This window comes from Burkholderia sp. AU18528 (assembly GCF_002223215.2).
In the GTDB taxonomy this organism is placed as follows: domain Bacteria; phylum Pseudomonadota; class Gammaproteobacteria; order Burkholderiales; family Burkholderiaceae; genus Burkholderia; species Burkholderia semiarida.
In genome coordinates this window covers 1,203,552-1,217,403 of the sequence record NZ_NKFC02000004.1, presented here as the reverse complement: position 1 = coordinate 1,217,403, position 13,852 = coordinate 1,203,552, and the positions used below count along the sequence as shown (strand labels likewise).

Sequence of the window (13,852 nt, the reverse complement as noted above, 5' to 3'; positions counted from 1 at the left end):
ACGCGTGTGCTATCGTATGCGCCGCGTTCGGTGCTCGCATGCGCATTCCGTGCATGCAGTTAAACGGGAAACAGGAGGCGAAGATCCGCCCGGCCTGTGCTGTCCCCGCAACGGTACGCCGCCCGCGCAACGCGCTCTGCCGCGCGTGCGCCCAGGCCGCCCGCGATGCCACTGCCCTTCTGCCGGGCGGGAAGGCTGCGGCCTGGCAAGCGGCCAGCCCGGATACCGGCCGACGCAAGGGGCGAGCGCACTGCTCGCCGAACGCCCGATCCGCGGGGGACGGATCGGGTGCGCATTCCACCCGCGTCCGCGCGGGTTTCGCCCGATCCGTCATGCACTGCCTGCCCGCCGGCCGCCGATGCGCCGCCCGCCTGCCCTGTTCCACTGTTTCGACACGGTGCGCGCCGTGCCGCGCGCGATGAGCCGCGCCTGGCTCGTCGGCGCCGGCCCCGGTGACGCCGACCTGCTCACGCTCAAGGCCGTACGCGCGATCGGCGCGGCCGACGTGCTGCTCGTCGACGATCTCGTGAACCCCGACGTGTTGCGCCATGCGCGTGCCGATGCGTCGATCGAGCACGTCGGCAAGCGTGGCGGCCATGCGTCGACGCCGCAGGAGACGATCGTCGCCGCGATGCTCGCGCACCTGCGCGCGGGCCGCAGCGTCGCACGGCTCAAGGGCGGCGATCCGTTCGTGTTCGGCCGCGGCGGCGAGGAACTGATCGCGCTCGGCGCGGCGGGTTTTCCGGTGGAAGTCGTCAACGGCATCACGGCCGGCATCGCCGCGCCGGCCGCGCTCGGCATCCCGGTCACGCACCGCGGCGACGCGCAAGGCGTGATCTTCGTCACGGGCCACGGCGCGGGCGCCGACGAGCCCGACTGGCGCGCGCTCGCGGCCACCCGCATGACGATCGTGATCTACATGGGCATCCGCCGGCTCGACGCGATCGCCGCGGCGCTGCGCGACGGCGGCCTGCCCGGCGACACGCCGTGCGCGGCGATCGAGAACGCCACGCGCGCCGAACAGCGCCACGTACTCGCGACGCTCGATACGCTCGTCGCGCGCGTCGGCGAAACCGGCATCGGTTCGCCGGCGATCGTCGTGATCGGCCGTGTAGCCGCGCTCGCCGACGATCCGGCGGTGCGCGCGGCGCTCGGCGGCCGCGCATGATGCGCGTCGCGCTCGGCGTCGGCTTCCGCGCGGGTGTCACGCCCGCGCAACTCGATGCCGCGATCCGCGCCGCGCTCGCGCGCCATCCGGGCGCCGAACCAGCGCTCGTCGCGACGCTCGCCGACAAGGCGCGCGCCCGTGCGCTGCGCACGCTGTGCGCGCGCCGTGGCTGGCCGCTCGTCGCGTTCGATGCGGCGCAACTCGCGAGCCGTCCGGAACTGGCCGCGAGCGGTCCTTCCGACGCAGTGCTGGCGCGCTTCGGCGTCGCGGGCGTGGCCGAGCCGTGCGCGCGGCTCGCGGCGCCGCATGGCCGGCTGCTCGGCCCCAAATCCATCCGGGACGGCGTGACGGTCGCGCTCGCCGGCCCGCTTTGAACCCATTGTTTCGCTTTCGACAGGACGATTCCCGATGAAGACCGATTCCGAATCCCATCAGCGGATGGCCGAACGCCGCCGCGCCGGCCACGAGAAGAAGCAGGCCGCCGCCACGCAGGAGAAAGGCCTGCTGATCGTCCACACCGGCAACGGCAAGGGCAAGAGCACGGCCGCGTTCGGGATGGCCGTGCGCGTGCTCGGCCACGGCATGCGGCTCGGCGTCGTGCAGTTCATCAAGGGGGCGCTGCACACGTCCGAGCGCGACTTCCTCGGTGCGGTCGCACAATGCGATTTCGTGACGATGGGCGACGGCTATACGTGGAACACGCAAAACCGCGACGCCGACATCGCGACCGCGCGCAAAGGCTGGGACGAGGCGCGCCGGATGATCGAAAGCGGCGACTACCCGATGGTGATCCTCGACGAGCTGAACACCGTGCTGAAGTACGAATACCTGCCGCTCGACGAAGTACTCGCGACGCTCACGGCTCGACCGGAGTCGGTGCACGTCGTCGTCACCGGGCGGCACGCGCCCGATGCGCTGATCGATGCGGCCGATCTCGTCACCGAAATGCGACTCGTCAAGCATCCGTACAAGGAGCAAGGCGTGAAGGCGCAGCGCGGCGTGGAATTCTGAGCATGCCGGCCTGCCCCGCGCTGTTCGTCAGCGCGCCCGCGTCGGGCCAGGGCAAGACGTCGGTGACGGCCGCCCTCGCGCGGCTGCACCGCCGGCTCGGCCGCCGCGTGCGCGTGTTCAAGACCGGGCCCGATTTTCTCGATCCGATGCTGCTCGAACGCGCGAGCGGCGCACCCGTGCATGCGCTCGACCTCGGGATGGTCGGCGAGGCCGGCTGCCGCGCGCTGCTCGCCGAAGCCGCGCGCGACGCGGACCTGATCCTGATCGAAGGCGTGATGGGCTTGTTCGACGGCACGCCGAGCAGCGCCGATCTCGCGGCCGCGTTCGGCGTGCCGGTCGTCGCGGTGATTTCGGCGAAGGCGATGGCGCAGACGTTCGCGGCGATCGCCTTCGGGCTCGCGCGGTTCCGGCCGGGGTTGCCGTTTCACGGCGTGCTGGCCAACCGCGTCGGCTCGGCGCGGCATGCGGAGTTGCTGCAACAAGCGTTACCCGGCGACCTGCGCTGGCTCGGGCACGTGCCGGTCGATGCGGGTATTGCGCTGCCGGAGCGGCATCTCGGCCTGCATCAGCCGGCCGATATCGACGATCTCGATGCGCGGCTCGACCGCGCGGCCGACGTGCTCGCGCAAACCGCGCTCGCCGAGTTGCCGCCTGCTGTCACATTCGCGGAACCGGACGTGGCCGCGCCGCTGCCGCGCGCGCTCGCGGGCAAGCGGATCGCGGTGGCGCGCGATGCGGCGTTTTCGTTCATCTATCCGGCGAATCTCGCGTTGCTCGACGCACTCGGTGCCGAGCTGCGATTCTTCTCGCCGCTCGCCGACGAACCCGTGCCCGACGATTGCGACGCGCTGTTTTTGCCGGGCGGCTATCCGGAACTGCATGCGGCGACGCTTGCCGGGAATGCCGCGACCGCACGGACGATTCGCGCGCATGCGGCCGCCGGCCGGCCGATCGTCGCGGAATGCGGGGGGATGGTGTATCTGTGCGAATCGCTGACCGATGTGGATGGGTCGACGACGCCGATGCTCGGCGTGCTGCCGGGCCACGCGACGATGCAACGCCGGTTCGCGGCGCTCGGCATGCAGCAGCTCGATACGCGCATGGGGCCGATGCGCGGGCATACGTTTCATTATTCGCGGCTGGATACGCCGCTGGTGCCGGTCGCGACCGCCGCGCGGCCCGATGGCGCGGCGGGCAGCGGTGAAGCCGTTTATCGCGCGGGCGCGATCGTCGCGACGTACATGCACATGTACTGGCCGTCGAATCCGGATGCGGTCGTTGCGTTGTTCAGCGGGGACGTGTTCTGAACGCATCAATGCCGCGCCTGCATCGAGGCGGCATCCTGTGGGGATTGAGCGTCGCTTTGTAGCGACTACGGCATTCGACGTGCGCGGCTACGGATGCCGTTCGATGTCCATTCGCTGATGCAGGAGCCGAATCACATCGATCGCGTCATCCGTTTCACGGTAAAACACAACGTGAGATCCAGCGGGGTAGCGAAAGATGTGGCCAACATATACCAATGTTTGGTACATCTCGCATTCGGTCCCTACGAAGTCGAGCCGATGGTCGGCCCGGTGCTGCATGTCTAGCCGCGTCCGTCACACCAGAAACGCCTCGGCCAACTTCACCCAGTACGACGCACCGGTCGGCAACGCCGCGTCGTTGAAGTCATAGCCGGGGTTGTGCACCATGCAGCCGCCCTCCCCGTCTCCGTTGCCGATGATCAGGTAGCAGCCCGGCCGCTTCTCGAGCAGGAACGCGAAATCCTCGCTGCCGGTGAGCGGCACCATTCCGTCGATCAGATTGGCTTCGCCGACCCATTCACGCGCGACGCCGCGCGCGAACGCCGTCATCTCCATATCGTTGACGAGCACGGGGTAGCGGCGCTGGTAGTCGATCGTCGCGGTCGCGCCGAACACGGCTGCCTGCGCATGCACGACCTCCTTGATGCGCGTCTCCAGCAGGTCGCGCACGTCGGGCTTCAGCGCACGCACCGACAGGCGCATCTGCGCGCGATCGGGAATCACGTTCGGCGCGTCGCCCGCATGGATCGCGCCGACCGTGACGATCGCCATGTCGAGCGGCGACACGTTGCGCGACACGATCGTTTGCAACGCGACGACGATCTGCGCGCACACGACGACCGGATCGATCGCGCGGTGCGGCACCGCGCCGTGTCCGCCGCGGCCCTGCACGTCGATGACGACCGTATCCGACGACGCCATGAACGGCCCCGGCAGGAAACCGAACGTGCCGGTCGGGAAGCCCGGCATGTTGTGCATCGCGAAGATCGCGTCACAGGGAAATTGCTCGAACAGCCCGTCGTCGAGCATCTTCTTCGCGCCGCCGAGCCCTTCCTCGGCCGGCTGGAAAATCAGGTTCAGCGTGCCCGAGAAGCGGCGTTCGCGCGCGAGGTGCTTCGCGGCCGCGAGCAACATCGCCGTGTGGCCGTCGTGGCCGCACGCGTGCATCTTGCCCGCGATCGTGCTCTGGTACGGCAGGCCCGTCGTTTCGTGGATCGGCAGCGCGTCCATGTCGGCGCGCAGCCCGAGGCGCTGCTGGCCGTCGCCCACTTTCAACTGCGCGACGACGCCAGTGCCGCCGAGCCCGCGATGCACGGTGTAGCCCCATGATTGAAGTTGCTCCGCGACGAGATCGCTCGTCGCGAATTCCTCGAAACCCAGTTCGGGGTGGGCGTGGATGCGATGCCGGATCTCGATCATTTCGTCGGCAAGGCCTGCGGGGATCACGCTGTGCGTCACGGTGTCGTCTCCTGTTGTCCAGTGGGGAACGTGCAGGCAAGGATAGTTCGTTGAGCGACAACCGGACAGACGGAAAGTTGTCGCGGTGGCAACCGTTGATTGTCGGTCGAACGCAGGGCGCGGGGCAAAGCGCGGCCGCCCGTATGGGCTATCCCATACGAACGACTGCCGCTAGCGACAGGCATGCCCGACACGGGGTGTTCCGGCTCGATTTTCACACGGAGGTTATCGTTGGCAGTCGCCCAACATCCCGGAATAATCTCTTTACATCAACGGGTTGAAATGATTTGTTCATTTTTTGACGGTTGTACATTTTTTGTGTACGCTGACAAAACAGTGAACAAGCGATTCTCCGTGATGCCCGCGAACGTCCCCCTCCCCATCCCGGAACAGCACGTGCTCGACGAGGCTTGTGCCGCGTTCGGACGCGCGACCCGGCGCTTCGCCGCGCGGCCCGTGCGCGTGCCGCAGGCGTACCAGGCGCGAGCCGACGCCATGATCCGCTTCGACATCGCCGGGCACACCTTCGAGATGCCGGCAGCCGTGAGCGTCGGCGTCGAATCGCTGCAAGCAGCGCTCGCGGCGCTGCGTCGCCGCGGCGGCCCACCGGTGCCGGGCGAGCGGCCGCTGATGCTGGTCGCCCCTTATTTTTCTGCCGAACTGGCAGCCCGCCTGACCGAGCACGACATCCCGTTTCTCGATACCGCCGGCAATGCGAGCCTGATCCAGCCGGAGGCCACCGTGATGATCTCCGGCCGACCGAAACCTGCGCGTACGCCGCGCCGTCAGGCGTCGCGCGCGACCACGCCCAAGGGGCTCGCCGTGATGTTCGCGCTCGCGACGCAGCCGGGCCTCGTCGCCCAGCCGTACCGGGCGATCGCCGCCGCGTCGGGCGTCGCGCTCGGCACGGTCAATCTCGCGATGGACGACTTGATCGCGCGCGGCCTCGTCGCGCAGCGGCGCAACGGCGAAAGGCTGATGCCGGACTGGCCGCGCTTCCTGCAGGAATGGGTCGCGCTGTACCCGAGCCGCCTGCGCGCGAAACTGCCGGCCCGGCGGTTTGCCGCGATCGCACCCGACTGGTGGCGCGGCTTCGATTTCGCCGCGTTCGATGCGCGGCTCGGCGGCGAAGCGGCGGCGGATCTGCTGACGCACGATCTGAAGCCGGCGGCGATCACCGTCTATACGCACGGCGCCGTGCCGAACCGCCTGCTGCTGCAGGCGCGCCTGCGCCCGGACGAGCACGGCGACGTCGAGCTGCTCGAAGCGTTCTGGCCGCGCTCGCCGGCGCTCGACTGGCACGAGCAGGATGTGCCGCTCGTGCCGCCGCTCCTGATCTATGCGGATCTCGTCTCGTCCGGGGACAGCCGCAACCTTGCTGCCGCCGAACGAATCCATGACCGATACCTCACCCACCCGCCCGCTTGAAGTCGAGGCGAGCCGGCCGCTCGAACCGGCGGCGGTCGCGCTGCTGCGAGCGGTCGGCACGACCTGCGCGCAGCTAGACGCGGCCTTCGTCGTGGCCGGCGCAACCGCGCGCGACATTCTGATGTGGCATGTCCACGGCATCCGGCCGGCGCGCGCGACGCGGGACGTCGACGTTGCCGTATGCGCGGTGAGCTGGCCGTTCCACGCGCAGCTCGTCGATACGCTCGTCGCGACCGGGCGATTCACGCGAGCACCGAAACAACAGCAGAAACTGCTGTTCGAAAGCGGCATGCCGGGCTTTCGCACCGAGCTCGATCTCGTGCCGTTCGGGCCGCTCGAAGCGCCGCCGGGCGAAATCGCGTGGCCGCCGGCCGGTGAATTCGTCCTGAACGTGCTCGGCTTCCAGGAAGCGGTCGACACGGCGCAGCCGGTATCGATCGACGCGCGGACCGTGGTGCCGGTCGCCCGTTTGCCCGCACTCGCGCTGCTGAAGCTGCTCGCGTGGAAAGATCGGCGCGCGCGCCAGAACAGCGACGCGTACGACCTGCTGTTTCTGCTGCGCCACTATCATGACGCCGGGAATCGCGAGCGCATCTGGGATGCGGCGGCCGATCTGCTCGAGACACATGCGTTCCAGCCCGGTCTTGCCGCGGCCGGGTTGCTCGCGCGGGATGCGAAACGCATCGCCCTGCCGCAAACGCGCGACGCCATCCGCGCATTGCTGTCCGACGAAGCAACCTATGCGGCACTCCGCCAGGATCTGCTCGCTCGCGCGTTCGCGCTGCTGCCAGGCGAATTCAGCGACGACGCCGAACGGTATCTCGACGCGTTCCGCCGGGCGTTTCTCGTCGATTCGCCCCCGCCGCACGCATGATGCGCCAAGCAGCGGCGACGGCATCGCACTTTCAGCCCGACGTGTTCATGCCGCCCAATCCTCCAGCGACAACCCCGCGACACGGCCGAATTCGCGGCCGTTGTGCGTGACGAGCACCGCACCGGCCGCGATCGCATGCCCGGCGATCGACGCATCGTTTGCGCCGATCGGCGTGCCGCGTACGGCGAGCGCCGCGCGAATCGCGGCCGTGGCGTCCACTGCCGCGGCATCCCACGACAGCACGCCATCCAGCCGGGAAACGAAGGCCGTCACGAGTTCCGCATGCTTCGGGGACGCTCGTTTGCCAACCGCGCCGAAACGCATCTCGGCGTAGGTAACGGCCGACACGACGATCCGGTGCTGCGCGTTGACGCACGACTGCAACCGCGACAGCACGACGGGTGGCCGCTCGCGCATGATGAACGAACAGATGTTCGTATCGAGCATGTAGAGCGTGGTCACCGGTTGGACTCCGTCGGGGCGTCGGCGTCGCCGGACAGATCGAAGCGACCGGACTCGATGACGGCCGGACGTTCGGCAAGGAAATCGGCATCGGCCAGCGGTTCGTTCGCGAACGACAGCCACGTGGGACGTACCGGCCGCAACAGCAGCGTATCGCCCTCGCGGCGGATCTCGAGTTCCGTGACACCCTCGAACTCCATGTCCTTCGGGATGCGGATTGCCTGGTTACGGGCGTTCTTGAAAATGGAAACGGTGCGCATGAGCCACTCCGTGGAAGTACGATGCGCCCATTCTAGACATATGTCGGCATATGTCAATTTGGCGGGTGGCGAACTCGCGGTTGCGTCCCACGTTGTCGAGGATGTCTGATTCATGCTGGCGGCCTGTCGTCGATGAGAGAAGTGCCCCATTCTTCATGACGCAGGCCGCGCGGTCCATATACCGGACGGCCGATGCATGCGCATCGCAAGGCTGCGCGCACCGTCGCAGCGACGCCGCGTGCCCGGCCCCGTCAAGGCAACCGGAAAGTGTCAAAAAACGTATCGCGCTCGATCACGGTGAGCGCCGCGCGCTTGTGCGGGAAATCGAATTCCTTCAGCGTGTAGAACCCCAGCCGGTGCATGTACGCGATATGCCGCACGTGATCCACGCGCGGCTCGCCGACGAGCCGCTGCGTACGCGGCTCGTCGACGAACATGTAGTGCAGCACCCCGCTCCACCACGCATGCAGCTTGCCCGCGCTCTGGAAACGCGAATCGCCGATCAGCAGGTGCAGCCCGCGATCGTAGTCGTGCGCGTCGTAGAACGGCGCGAGGCGGTCCTCCTTCGCCCAGTAGAACTCGAAATAGCCGAACGGCGTGTCGTCGAAATAGCCGATCATCGGGTGCATGTGCGGGTCGGCCAGCCGTTCGGCGAGATACGCCGCATGCTCGTCGCGCGTGCCGCGCTGGTCCCAGAAGTGCGCGACACGGTCGAGGTTCATCCAGCCGCTGAACAGGTCCGCGTGTGCATCGATGTCGACGGTGCGCAGGCTGAACGTCATCCCGACCTGCGGCATGTGGCGCGCATAGATCTCGCCGGCCGGCGACGGCGGCCGCACCGGATGCCGATGGCCGTTCGTGATCGCGTAGCGCAGCGGCATCCCGCCCGACGCGCTCGCCTTCAGCCACGGCCGCGGATTCTGCCAGAACGTCGTGCGCGACACGGTGAGCCGCAGCGTGTCGCCCGCGACTTGCGCGCCGTCGATCACGCCCTCGCGCACCGCACGCGCGACGTACGCCGCCACGGCCGCCGCATCGGCGCCGCCGCGCGGCACCGAGATCGTCGCCGCGTCGTACCGCGTGTCGGTGTTGAACAGCGCGACGAACGTCGCGAGCAGCGCGTCGGGCGCGTCGTCGGGCCGCCATGCGTCGAGCGCATGCTCGACGACGGCCCCCGCCTGCCCCTGCGCGGCGCCGTCGAGCGCGGCGGCCGCTTCACCTTCGACCGCGTCGGCGGCGCCGGCCGGTTTCGTCAGCGTGTCTTGCATCACAATGCTCCCGCGTCGTGGCGGTCGGCGAGGACGTGCAGCCCGCGCTCGAGCGCCGGAAACAGGCTGCGCTGGAAGTTGTTCCAGCGCAGTTCGAGAATCGTGTCGTCCGGCGCGATCGGCGTGTCGAGCACGTCGCAGATCACCTCGCCGGAATCGATACCGTTGTCGACGTAGTGGAACGACGCACCCGTCATCGTCACGGGTTCGACCGCCGACGTGGCGCCCGTGGCCCAGTCGACGCGTTCGCCGCGCGCGCCGTGCAGCGCGTCGAGCGTCGCCCACGCGCCGCGCCGCTGGTATGGCGAATCGTCGGCCGTGATGCCCGGGTGGATGTTCGCGATGCGCCGGTGAAAGCGCGCGCCCGGCCGCACGAGTTCGTCGAGGATTACGAGCAGCCCGTCGAGCACGACGATGTCGGCGTCGAGTTCGAGCAGGCGTTCGAGCACGCGGCGCTCGAACGCCTGTTTGCCGGCCACGCGCTCGCGCGCGTCGCGCGGCAGCCGCCGGTACGTCGACGCAATCGTGCAGAACAGTTCGTCGACCGGCCTGCCCTGCACCGTCAGGCCTTCCGGCAGGATCCACGGGCGGCCCGGGGTGCGCGCGAAACCGTAGTCGGCCACTTTCGCGCGGTCGGCGGGCGAGCCTTCGTCGTCGTCGACGATCACGCCCTGGAGCGTGTAGCGTTCGCCGAGCGGCGAATCGTTCAGGCGCTCGACGAGGAATTCGAGCGGCGCCTTCATGTAGCGCGTGCCGCCCCGATAAGCGACCGGCTGGCCGGCACGATCGGCCGCGCCGTTGCGCAGCGACTGGATGTAGACGAGATTTTTCTTCGGCATGGATGCGTCGTGGAAAAGCGGACGAAGGCGCCGCGGCCGCCCGCGCCGGCCACGAAGGCCGGCCGGCGAGCCGCGGCGCGCGACGTCACCAGTTGTATTTCGCGGTCGCGATAACCGTGCGGTCGGTCCCGAAAATGCAGACGTTGTTCGACTGGCAACCGCTGATGTAATGGCGGTTGAACAGGTTCGTCCCGTTCACGGCGAAGCGCCAGTTACGCATGTCGTAATGCAGGCCCGCGTCGAACAGCGTGACGCTCGATACCGTCAGCGAGTTGTCGGCCGCACCGGCCGACGCGCTCTGGTAGCGAATGCCGCCGCCGAGGCCGAAGCCCGCGAGCGGCCCCGTGTGCCACGTCCAGTCGGTCCACAGCGACGCCATCTGGCGCGGCCGCGGGATATCGACCGGCCAGTTGTTCAGCGAGACGTCGTTGGCCTGCACGTTCTTCACGTCCTGATAGACGTACGACGCGATCACCGACAGGTTGCGCGTGACCTTGCCGGTCGCGCTCAGCTCGATCCCGCGCGAGCGCACCTCGCCCGTCTGCACCGACTTCGTGCCGGTCGGGTCCTGGCTCGGCAGCGCCGACGTGAGCACGTTGGTCTGGTTGATCTGGTAGATCGCCGCGTTCAGCATCAGGTTCTTGCCGGGCGGCTGCCAGCGCAGGCCGGCTTCGATCTGCTTGCCGCGCGTCGGCTGCGGCAGCCCGCCGCCGACCAGGTTCACGCCGATCAGCGGATTGAACGACGTCGCGTAGCTGACGTACGGCGACAGCCCGTAATCGCCCTGGTACGTGAGGCCGACGCGGCCCGTGAATGCCGTCACATCGGCCTTCGTCGACGTGCCGGCCGCGCGGTCGTCCTGCCGCAGGTTGACCCAGTCCTCGCGGCCGCCGAGCGTCAGCGTCCAGCGGTTCCACTTGATCTGGTCCTGCGCGTACAGGCCGAACGTGTTCAGCGTCGTGTACGTGTTGGTGCGGAACGTCGCGTCGGGCGTGAACACCGCCGTCGTGACGGGCTGGTACACCGGGTTGTAGATGTTCAGCGGCGGCGCGGCGGCCAGCCATTCGCTGTCGGTCGCGGTCTGCCGGTTGTACTGGAAGCCGAGCAGCAGCGTGTGCTGGAGCGGGCCCGTGGCGAAACGGCCCTCGAGGTTGTTGTCGATGTCGAAGCGGCTGTAGTTCATCTGGAACACGCCGGCCCAGCGCGACACGTCGGTCGTGCTGCCGTCGACGAAGCCGTTGCCGAACACCGAACCGTTGTCGAGCGACAGGTGCATCAGCCGCGTATTCTGGCGGAACGTCCAGGCCGGCGTCAGGTTGCGCTCGAACTGGTAGCCGACCGACCACTGCTTCTTGCGGTAGTAGTTGAAGCTGCCGTCGCCTTCGTAGACGTCCTTGTTGATCTGGCCGTTCGGGTTCGGCAGCACCGTACCCTGCGCGGGCAGGAAGTTCGACGAGATGTCGCCCCAGTCCTGCAGGTAGGTCGCGGACAGCGTCAGCGACGTATCCGCGTCCGGGCGCCAGCGGAACGACGGCGCGAGCGCGACGCGCTGGTCGTTGTTCGGGCCCGTCAGCGCGTTGCCGTCGCGCGCGACGCCGACGAACCGGTACGCATACTTGCCGTCCGGATCGAGCTTGTCGCCGACGTCGATCATGAACTGCTTGCGCGCGTAGTCGCCGATCTGCACGCCCGCTTCGCGCACGCGCTCGCCGTCGGCGAGCTTGGTGTGCACGTCGATGATCGCGCCCGGATCGCCCGCGCCGTACAGCACCGAGGTCGGCCCGCGCAGCACGCTGATGCTGTCGATCATGTACGGATCGACGCGCCAGCTCGCGAGGTTGATCGTGTTCGGCACCTGCAGCCCGTTCACGTAGGCGGTCGGCGTGAAGCCGCGCAGCGCCGCGTACCAGTCGGAGCGGTTGTCCGAGCCGTACGACGAGAAGCCCGGCACGTAGCGCAGCGCCGCGTTCACGTCGGTGGCGCCGGTCATCTCGATCTGCTGCGCGGTGACGACGTTGATCGTCTGCGGGATCTCGTTGAGCGGCGTGTCGGTCTTGGTGCCGGTCGTGCTGCGCTTCGCGACGAGCCCGACCGTGCCGTCACCTGCCGAGGCCGCGTTGACGGTGATCGCCGGCAGCGTGCCGTTTTGCGCGCTGGTCGACGCATTCGCCGTCGCGCCGTTTTGCGCACTGCTGGCCGACGCCGCGGCGCCCGCGTTCACGGCCGGCGCCGTCTGGGCGTATGCGTGCCCTGCCGCCGTACCGAACGCCACGCTTGCCGCGGCTGCGATCGCACGCAAACGCGTGCCTGTTGCCCACTCCATCTTCTTCTGCTCCACTTTTTCGTGCGGTCTCCGACCGCGCCTTTGTCAAAGAGCGAAAGCCATCCGGCCCGCGCTCACCCCGTTGTTCGGTCGTTTTTCGTGCGTTGCCCGGGCCGCGCCGTCGTCCTGCGCGAACGCGATCCCGTCTTCGAGCGACGCGCAGATTTCGTCCGCGCGGCGCGCCAGTACCGACAGCAACGTGTCGGACAGGCCGTGGCTGTCTTCGCAGCAGCCTTGCAGGTAGATGCGCGGCGCGAAGTGCTCGGGCGTCGCGAGCAGGTAGTCGCGCGTCACGTCGCCGCGCGTGAGCGCATCGCCCAGATGCGGCGCGAGCCCTTCGAGCAGCGCCGAATGCGTGTCGCGGCGATAGCCGGTCGCGAGCACGAGCGCATCGAAACGCTCGACGCGCGTGGCGCCGCTCATCCGGTCGCGCAGCGTCAGCTCGATGCGGCCGTCGGCGGCGCGCACCGCGGCCTCGATCGCGCTGTTCGCGAGCAGCGCATGCCGCGGCGTGCCGTCGATGCGCTGCAGGTACAGCATTTCGTAGATCTGCTCGATCAGCGGCCGGTCGACCACCGCGTAGTTCGTGTCGCGATAGCGCTCGAGCAGCGCACGACGTGCGTCGTGCGGCTGCGCATAGACGACGTCGGTGAATTCGGGGCTGAAGATTTCGTTGACGAACGGACTGTCGTCGGCCGGCTTCAACGCGCCGGCGCGCATCACGAGACTCGCGTCGACGTGCGGGAAGCGGCGCGCGAGGTCGATGAACACCTCGGCCGCGCTCTGCCCCGCGCCGATCACCGCGACGCGGCGGCGTTCGCCGTCGGGCGACGCGACGAGCCGGTCGATGTCGGCCAGGTACGACGACGAATGGATCACGCGGTCGCGGCCGAGCGCGGCGAATGCATCCGGAATCGCCGGCGTGCCGCCGACGCCGATCGACAGCGCGCGCGTGACGCGCTGACGCTCGTGGCCGGCCGCGTCGCGCGACAGCACGCGCAGCGCGTCGATCCTCGCGCCGTCGCCGCGCACCGGTTCGATCCCCAGCACGGTCTCGCTGTAATGGACGCGATCGTCGAACGCGTCGGCGACCCAGCTCAGGTAATCGTGGAATTCGACGCGGGTCGGGTAGAAATTCTTCAGGTTGATGAATTCGTTCAGGCGGCCGCGTTCGAACAGATAGTTGATGAACGTGTAGCGGCTCTTCGGATCGCGCATCGTCACGAGATCCTTCAGAAACGAAATCTGCATCCGGCAGTCGTCGAGCAGCATCCCGCGATGCCAGCCGAATTCCGGCTGGCGCTCGATGAAGCAATGGGCGAGCGTGTGCGCGCCGCCGCGCTCCGCGAGGCGCACGGCCAGCGCCAGATTCGACGGCCCGAAGCCGACGCCGATCAGGTCGAATACGGTTTCTCTCTGCATGTCTCAGCTCCCTTGTCGGTGAATCCGGCCCG

The 13,852-nt window shown here is 68.5% G+C and carries 14 protein-coding genes and 1 riboswitch; of the genes, 6 read left to right on the top strand and 8 right to left on the bottom strand.

The window, feature by feature from the left end; genetic code table 11:
* Window positions 1–11: 11 nt before the first annotated feature.
* Window positions 12–249: riboswitch (cobalamin riboswitch) on the top strand.
* A gap of 109 nt (window positions 250–358) precedes the next feature.
* The 4 genes from cobA to CFB52_RS08345 are packed head-to-tail and all read left to right on the top strand — an operon-like array spanning window position 359 to window position 3,486.
* A complete protein-coding gene (gene cobA, locus CFB52_RS08360; protein ID WP_257220078.1) occupies window positions 359–1,168 on the top strand; it encodes a uroporphyrinogen-III C-methyltransferase in 810 nt (269 codons plus the stop codon).
* The gene (locus tag CFB52_RS08355; RefSeq protein WP_099316395.1) at window positions 1,165–1,542 is read left to right on the top strand and encodes a cobalamin biosynthesis protein; all 378 of its coding nucleotides are present in this window, start codon (window positions 1,165–1,167) and stop codon (window positions 1,540–1,542) included. The genes cobA and CFB52_RS08355 overlap by 4 nt, the downstream gene beginning before the upstream one ends.
* 34 nt (window positions 1,543–1,576) lie before the next feature.
* Complete coding sequence (gene cobO / locus CFB52_RS08350; RefSeq protein ID WP_099316394.1) at window positions 1,577–2,179, top strand: cob(I)yrinic acid a,c-diamide adenosyltransferase; 603 nt, start codon at window positions 1,577–1,579, stop codon at window positions 2,177–2,179.
* 2 nt (window positions 2,180–2,181) lie between these two features.
* Complete coding sequence (locus CFB52_RS08345) at window positions 2,182–3,486, top strand: cobyrinate a,c-diamide synthase (protein ID WP_099316393.1); 1,305 nt, start codon at window positions 2,182–2,184, stop codon at window positions 3,484–3,486.
* Window positions 3,487–3,573: 87 nt separating this feature from the next.
* Here CFB52_RS08345 and CFB52_RS34585 read toward each other — a convergent pair whose 3' ends face one another.
* On the bottom strand, window positions 3,574–3,714 hold the full coding sequence (locus CFB52_RS34585; RefSeq protein WP_257220180.1) for a type II toxin-antitoxin system RelE/ParE family toxin: 141 nt from the start codon (window positions 3,712–3,714) through the stop codon (window positions 3,574–3,576).
* A gap of 66 nt (window positions 3,715–3,780) precedes the next feature.
* Window positions 3,781–4,944 (bottom strand): M20 aminoacylase family protein, encoded by a 1,164-nt coding sequence (locus tag CFB52_RS08335; protein ID WP_059584093.1) that lies wholly within the window; start codon window positions 4,942–4,944, stop codon window positions 3,781–3,783.
* A gap of 357 nt (window positions 4,945–5,301) precedes the next feature.
* Here CFB52_RS08335 and CFB52_RS08330 point away from each other — a divergent pair, with 357 nt between their 5' ends.
* Together CFB52_RS08330 and CFB52_RS08325 are read left to right on the top strand one after the other, a co-directional pair.
* On the top strand, window positions 5,302–6,372 hold the full coding sequence (locus CFB52_RS08330) for a type IV toxin-antitoxin system AbiEi family antitoxin (RefSeq protein ID WP_099316633.1): 1,071 nt from the start codon (window positions 5,302–5,304) through the stop codon (window positions 6,370–6,372).
* Window positions 6,341–7,246, top strand: coding sequence for a nucleotidyl transferase AbiEii/AbiGii toxin family protein (locus CFB52_RS08325; RefSeq protein WP_059643318.1), 906 nt, complete (start codon window positions 6,341–6,343; stop codon window positions 7,244–7,246). The genes CFB52_RS08330 and CFB52_RS08325 overlap by 32 nt, the downstream gene beginning before the upstream one ends.
* 45 nt (window positions 7,247–7,291) lie before the next feature.
* Here CFB52_RS08325 and CFB52_RS08320 read toward each other — a convergent pair whose 3' ends face one another.
* The 6 genes from CFB52_RS08320 to CFB52_RS08295 all read right to left on the bottom strand — a co-directional run bounded on the left by CFB52_RS08320 (window position 7,292) and on the right by CFB52_RS08295 (window position 13,820).
* Window positions 7,292–7,708, bottom strand: coding sequence for a PIN domain-containing protein (locus tag CFB52_RS08320; RefSeq protein ID WP_081059271.1), 417 nt, complete (start codon window positions 7,706–7,708; stop codon window positions 7,292–7,294).
* Window positions 7,705–7,968, bottom strand: a complete 264-nt coding sequence (gene vapB, locus CFB52_RS08315) for a type II toxin-antitoxin system VapB family antitoxin (RefSeq protein WP_059584333.1) — start codon at window positions 7,966–7,968, stop codon at window positions 7,705–7,707. Before vapB ends, CFB52_RS08320 begins: the two co-directional genes overlap by 4 nt.
* Window positions 7,969–8,219: 251 nt before the next feature.
* Window positions 8,220–9,236: a GNAT family N-acetyltransferase gene (locus CFB52_RS08310; RefSeq protein ID WP_099316392.1), complete on the bottom strand. Its 1,017-nt coding sequence runs from the start codon at window positions 9,234–9,236 to the stop codon at window positions 8,220–8,222.
* Complete coding sequence (locus CFB52_RS08305; RefSeq protein WP_059584096.1) at window positions 9,236–10,075, bottom strand: N(5)-hydroxyornithine transformylase PvdF; 840 nt, start codon at window positions 10,073–10,075, stop codon at window positions 9,236–9,238. The genes CFB52_RS08310 and CFB52_RS08305 overlap by 1 nt, the downstream gene beginning before the upstream one ends.
* A gap of 85 nt (window positions 10,076–10,160) precedes the next feature.
* Complete coding sequence (locus tag CFB52_RS08300) at window positions 10,161–12,398, bottom strand: TonB-dependent siderophore receptor (protein ID WP_099316632.1); 2,238 nt, start codon at window positions 12,396–12,398, stop codon at window positions 10,161–10,163.
* A 45-nt stretch (window positions 12,399–12,443) separates the two neighbouring features.
* Window positions 12,444–13,820, bottom strand: coding sequence for a lysine N(6)-hydroxylase/L-ornithine N(5)-oxygenase family protein (locus CFB52_RS08295; RefSeq protein WP_099316391.1), 1,377 nt, complete (start codon window positions 13,818–13,820; stop codon window positions 12,444–12,446).
* Window positions 13,821–13,852 lie beyond the last annotated feature (32 nt).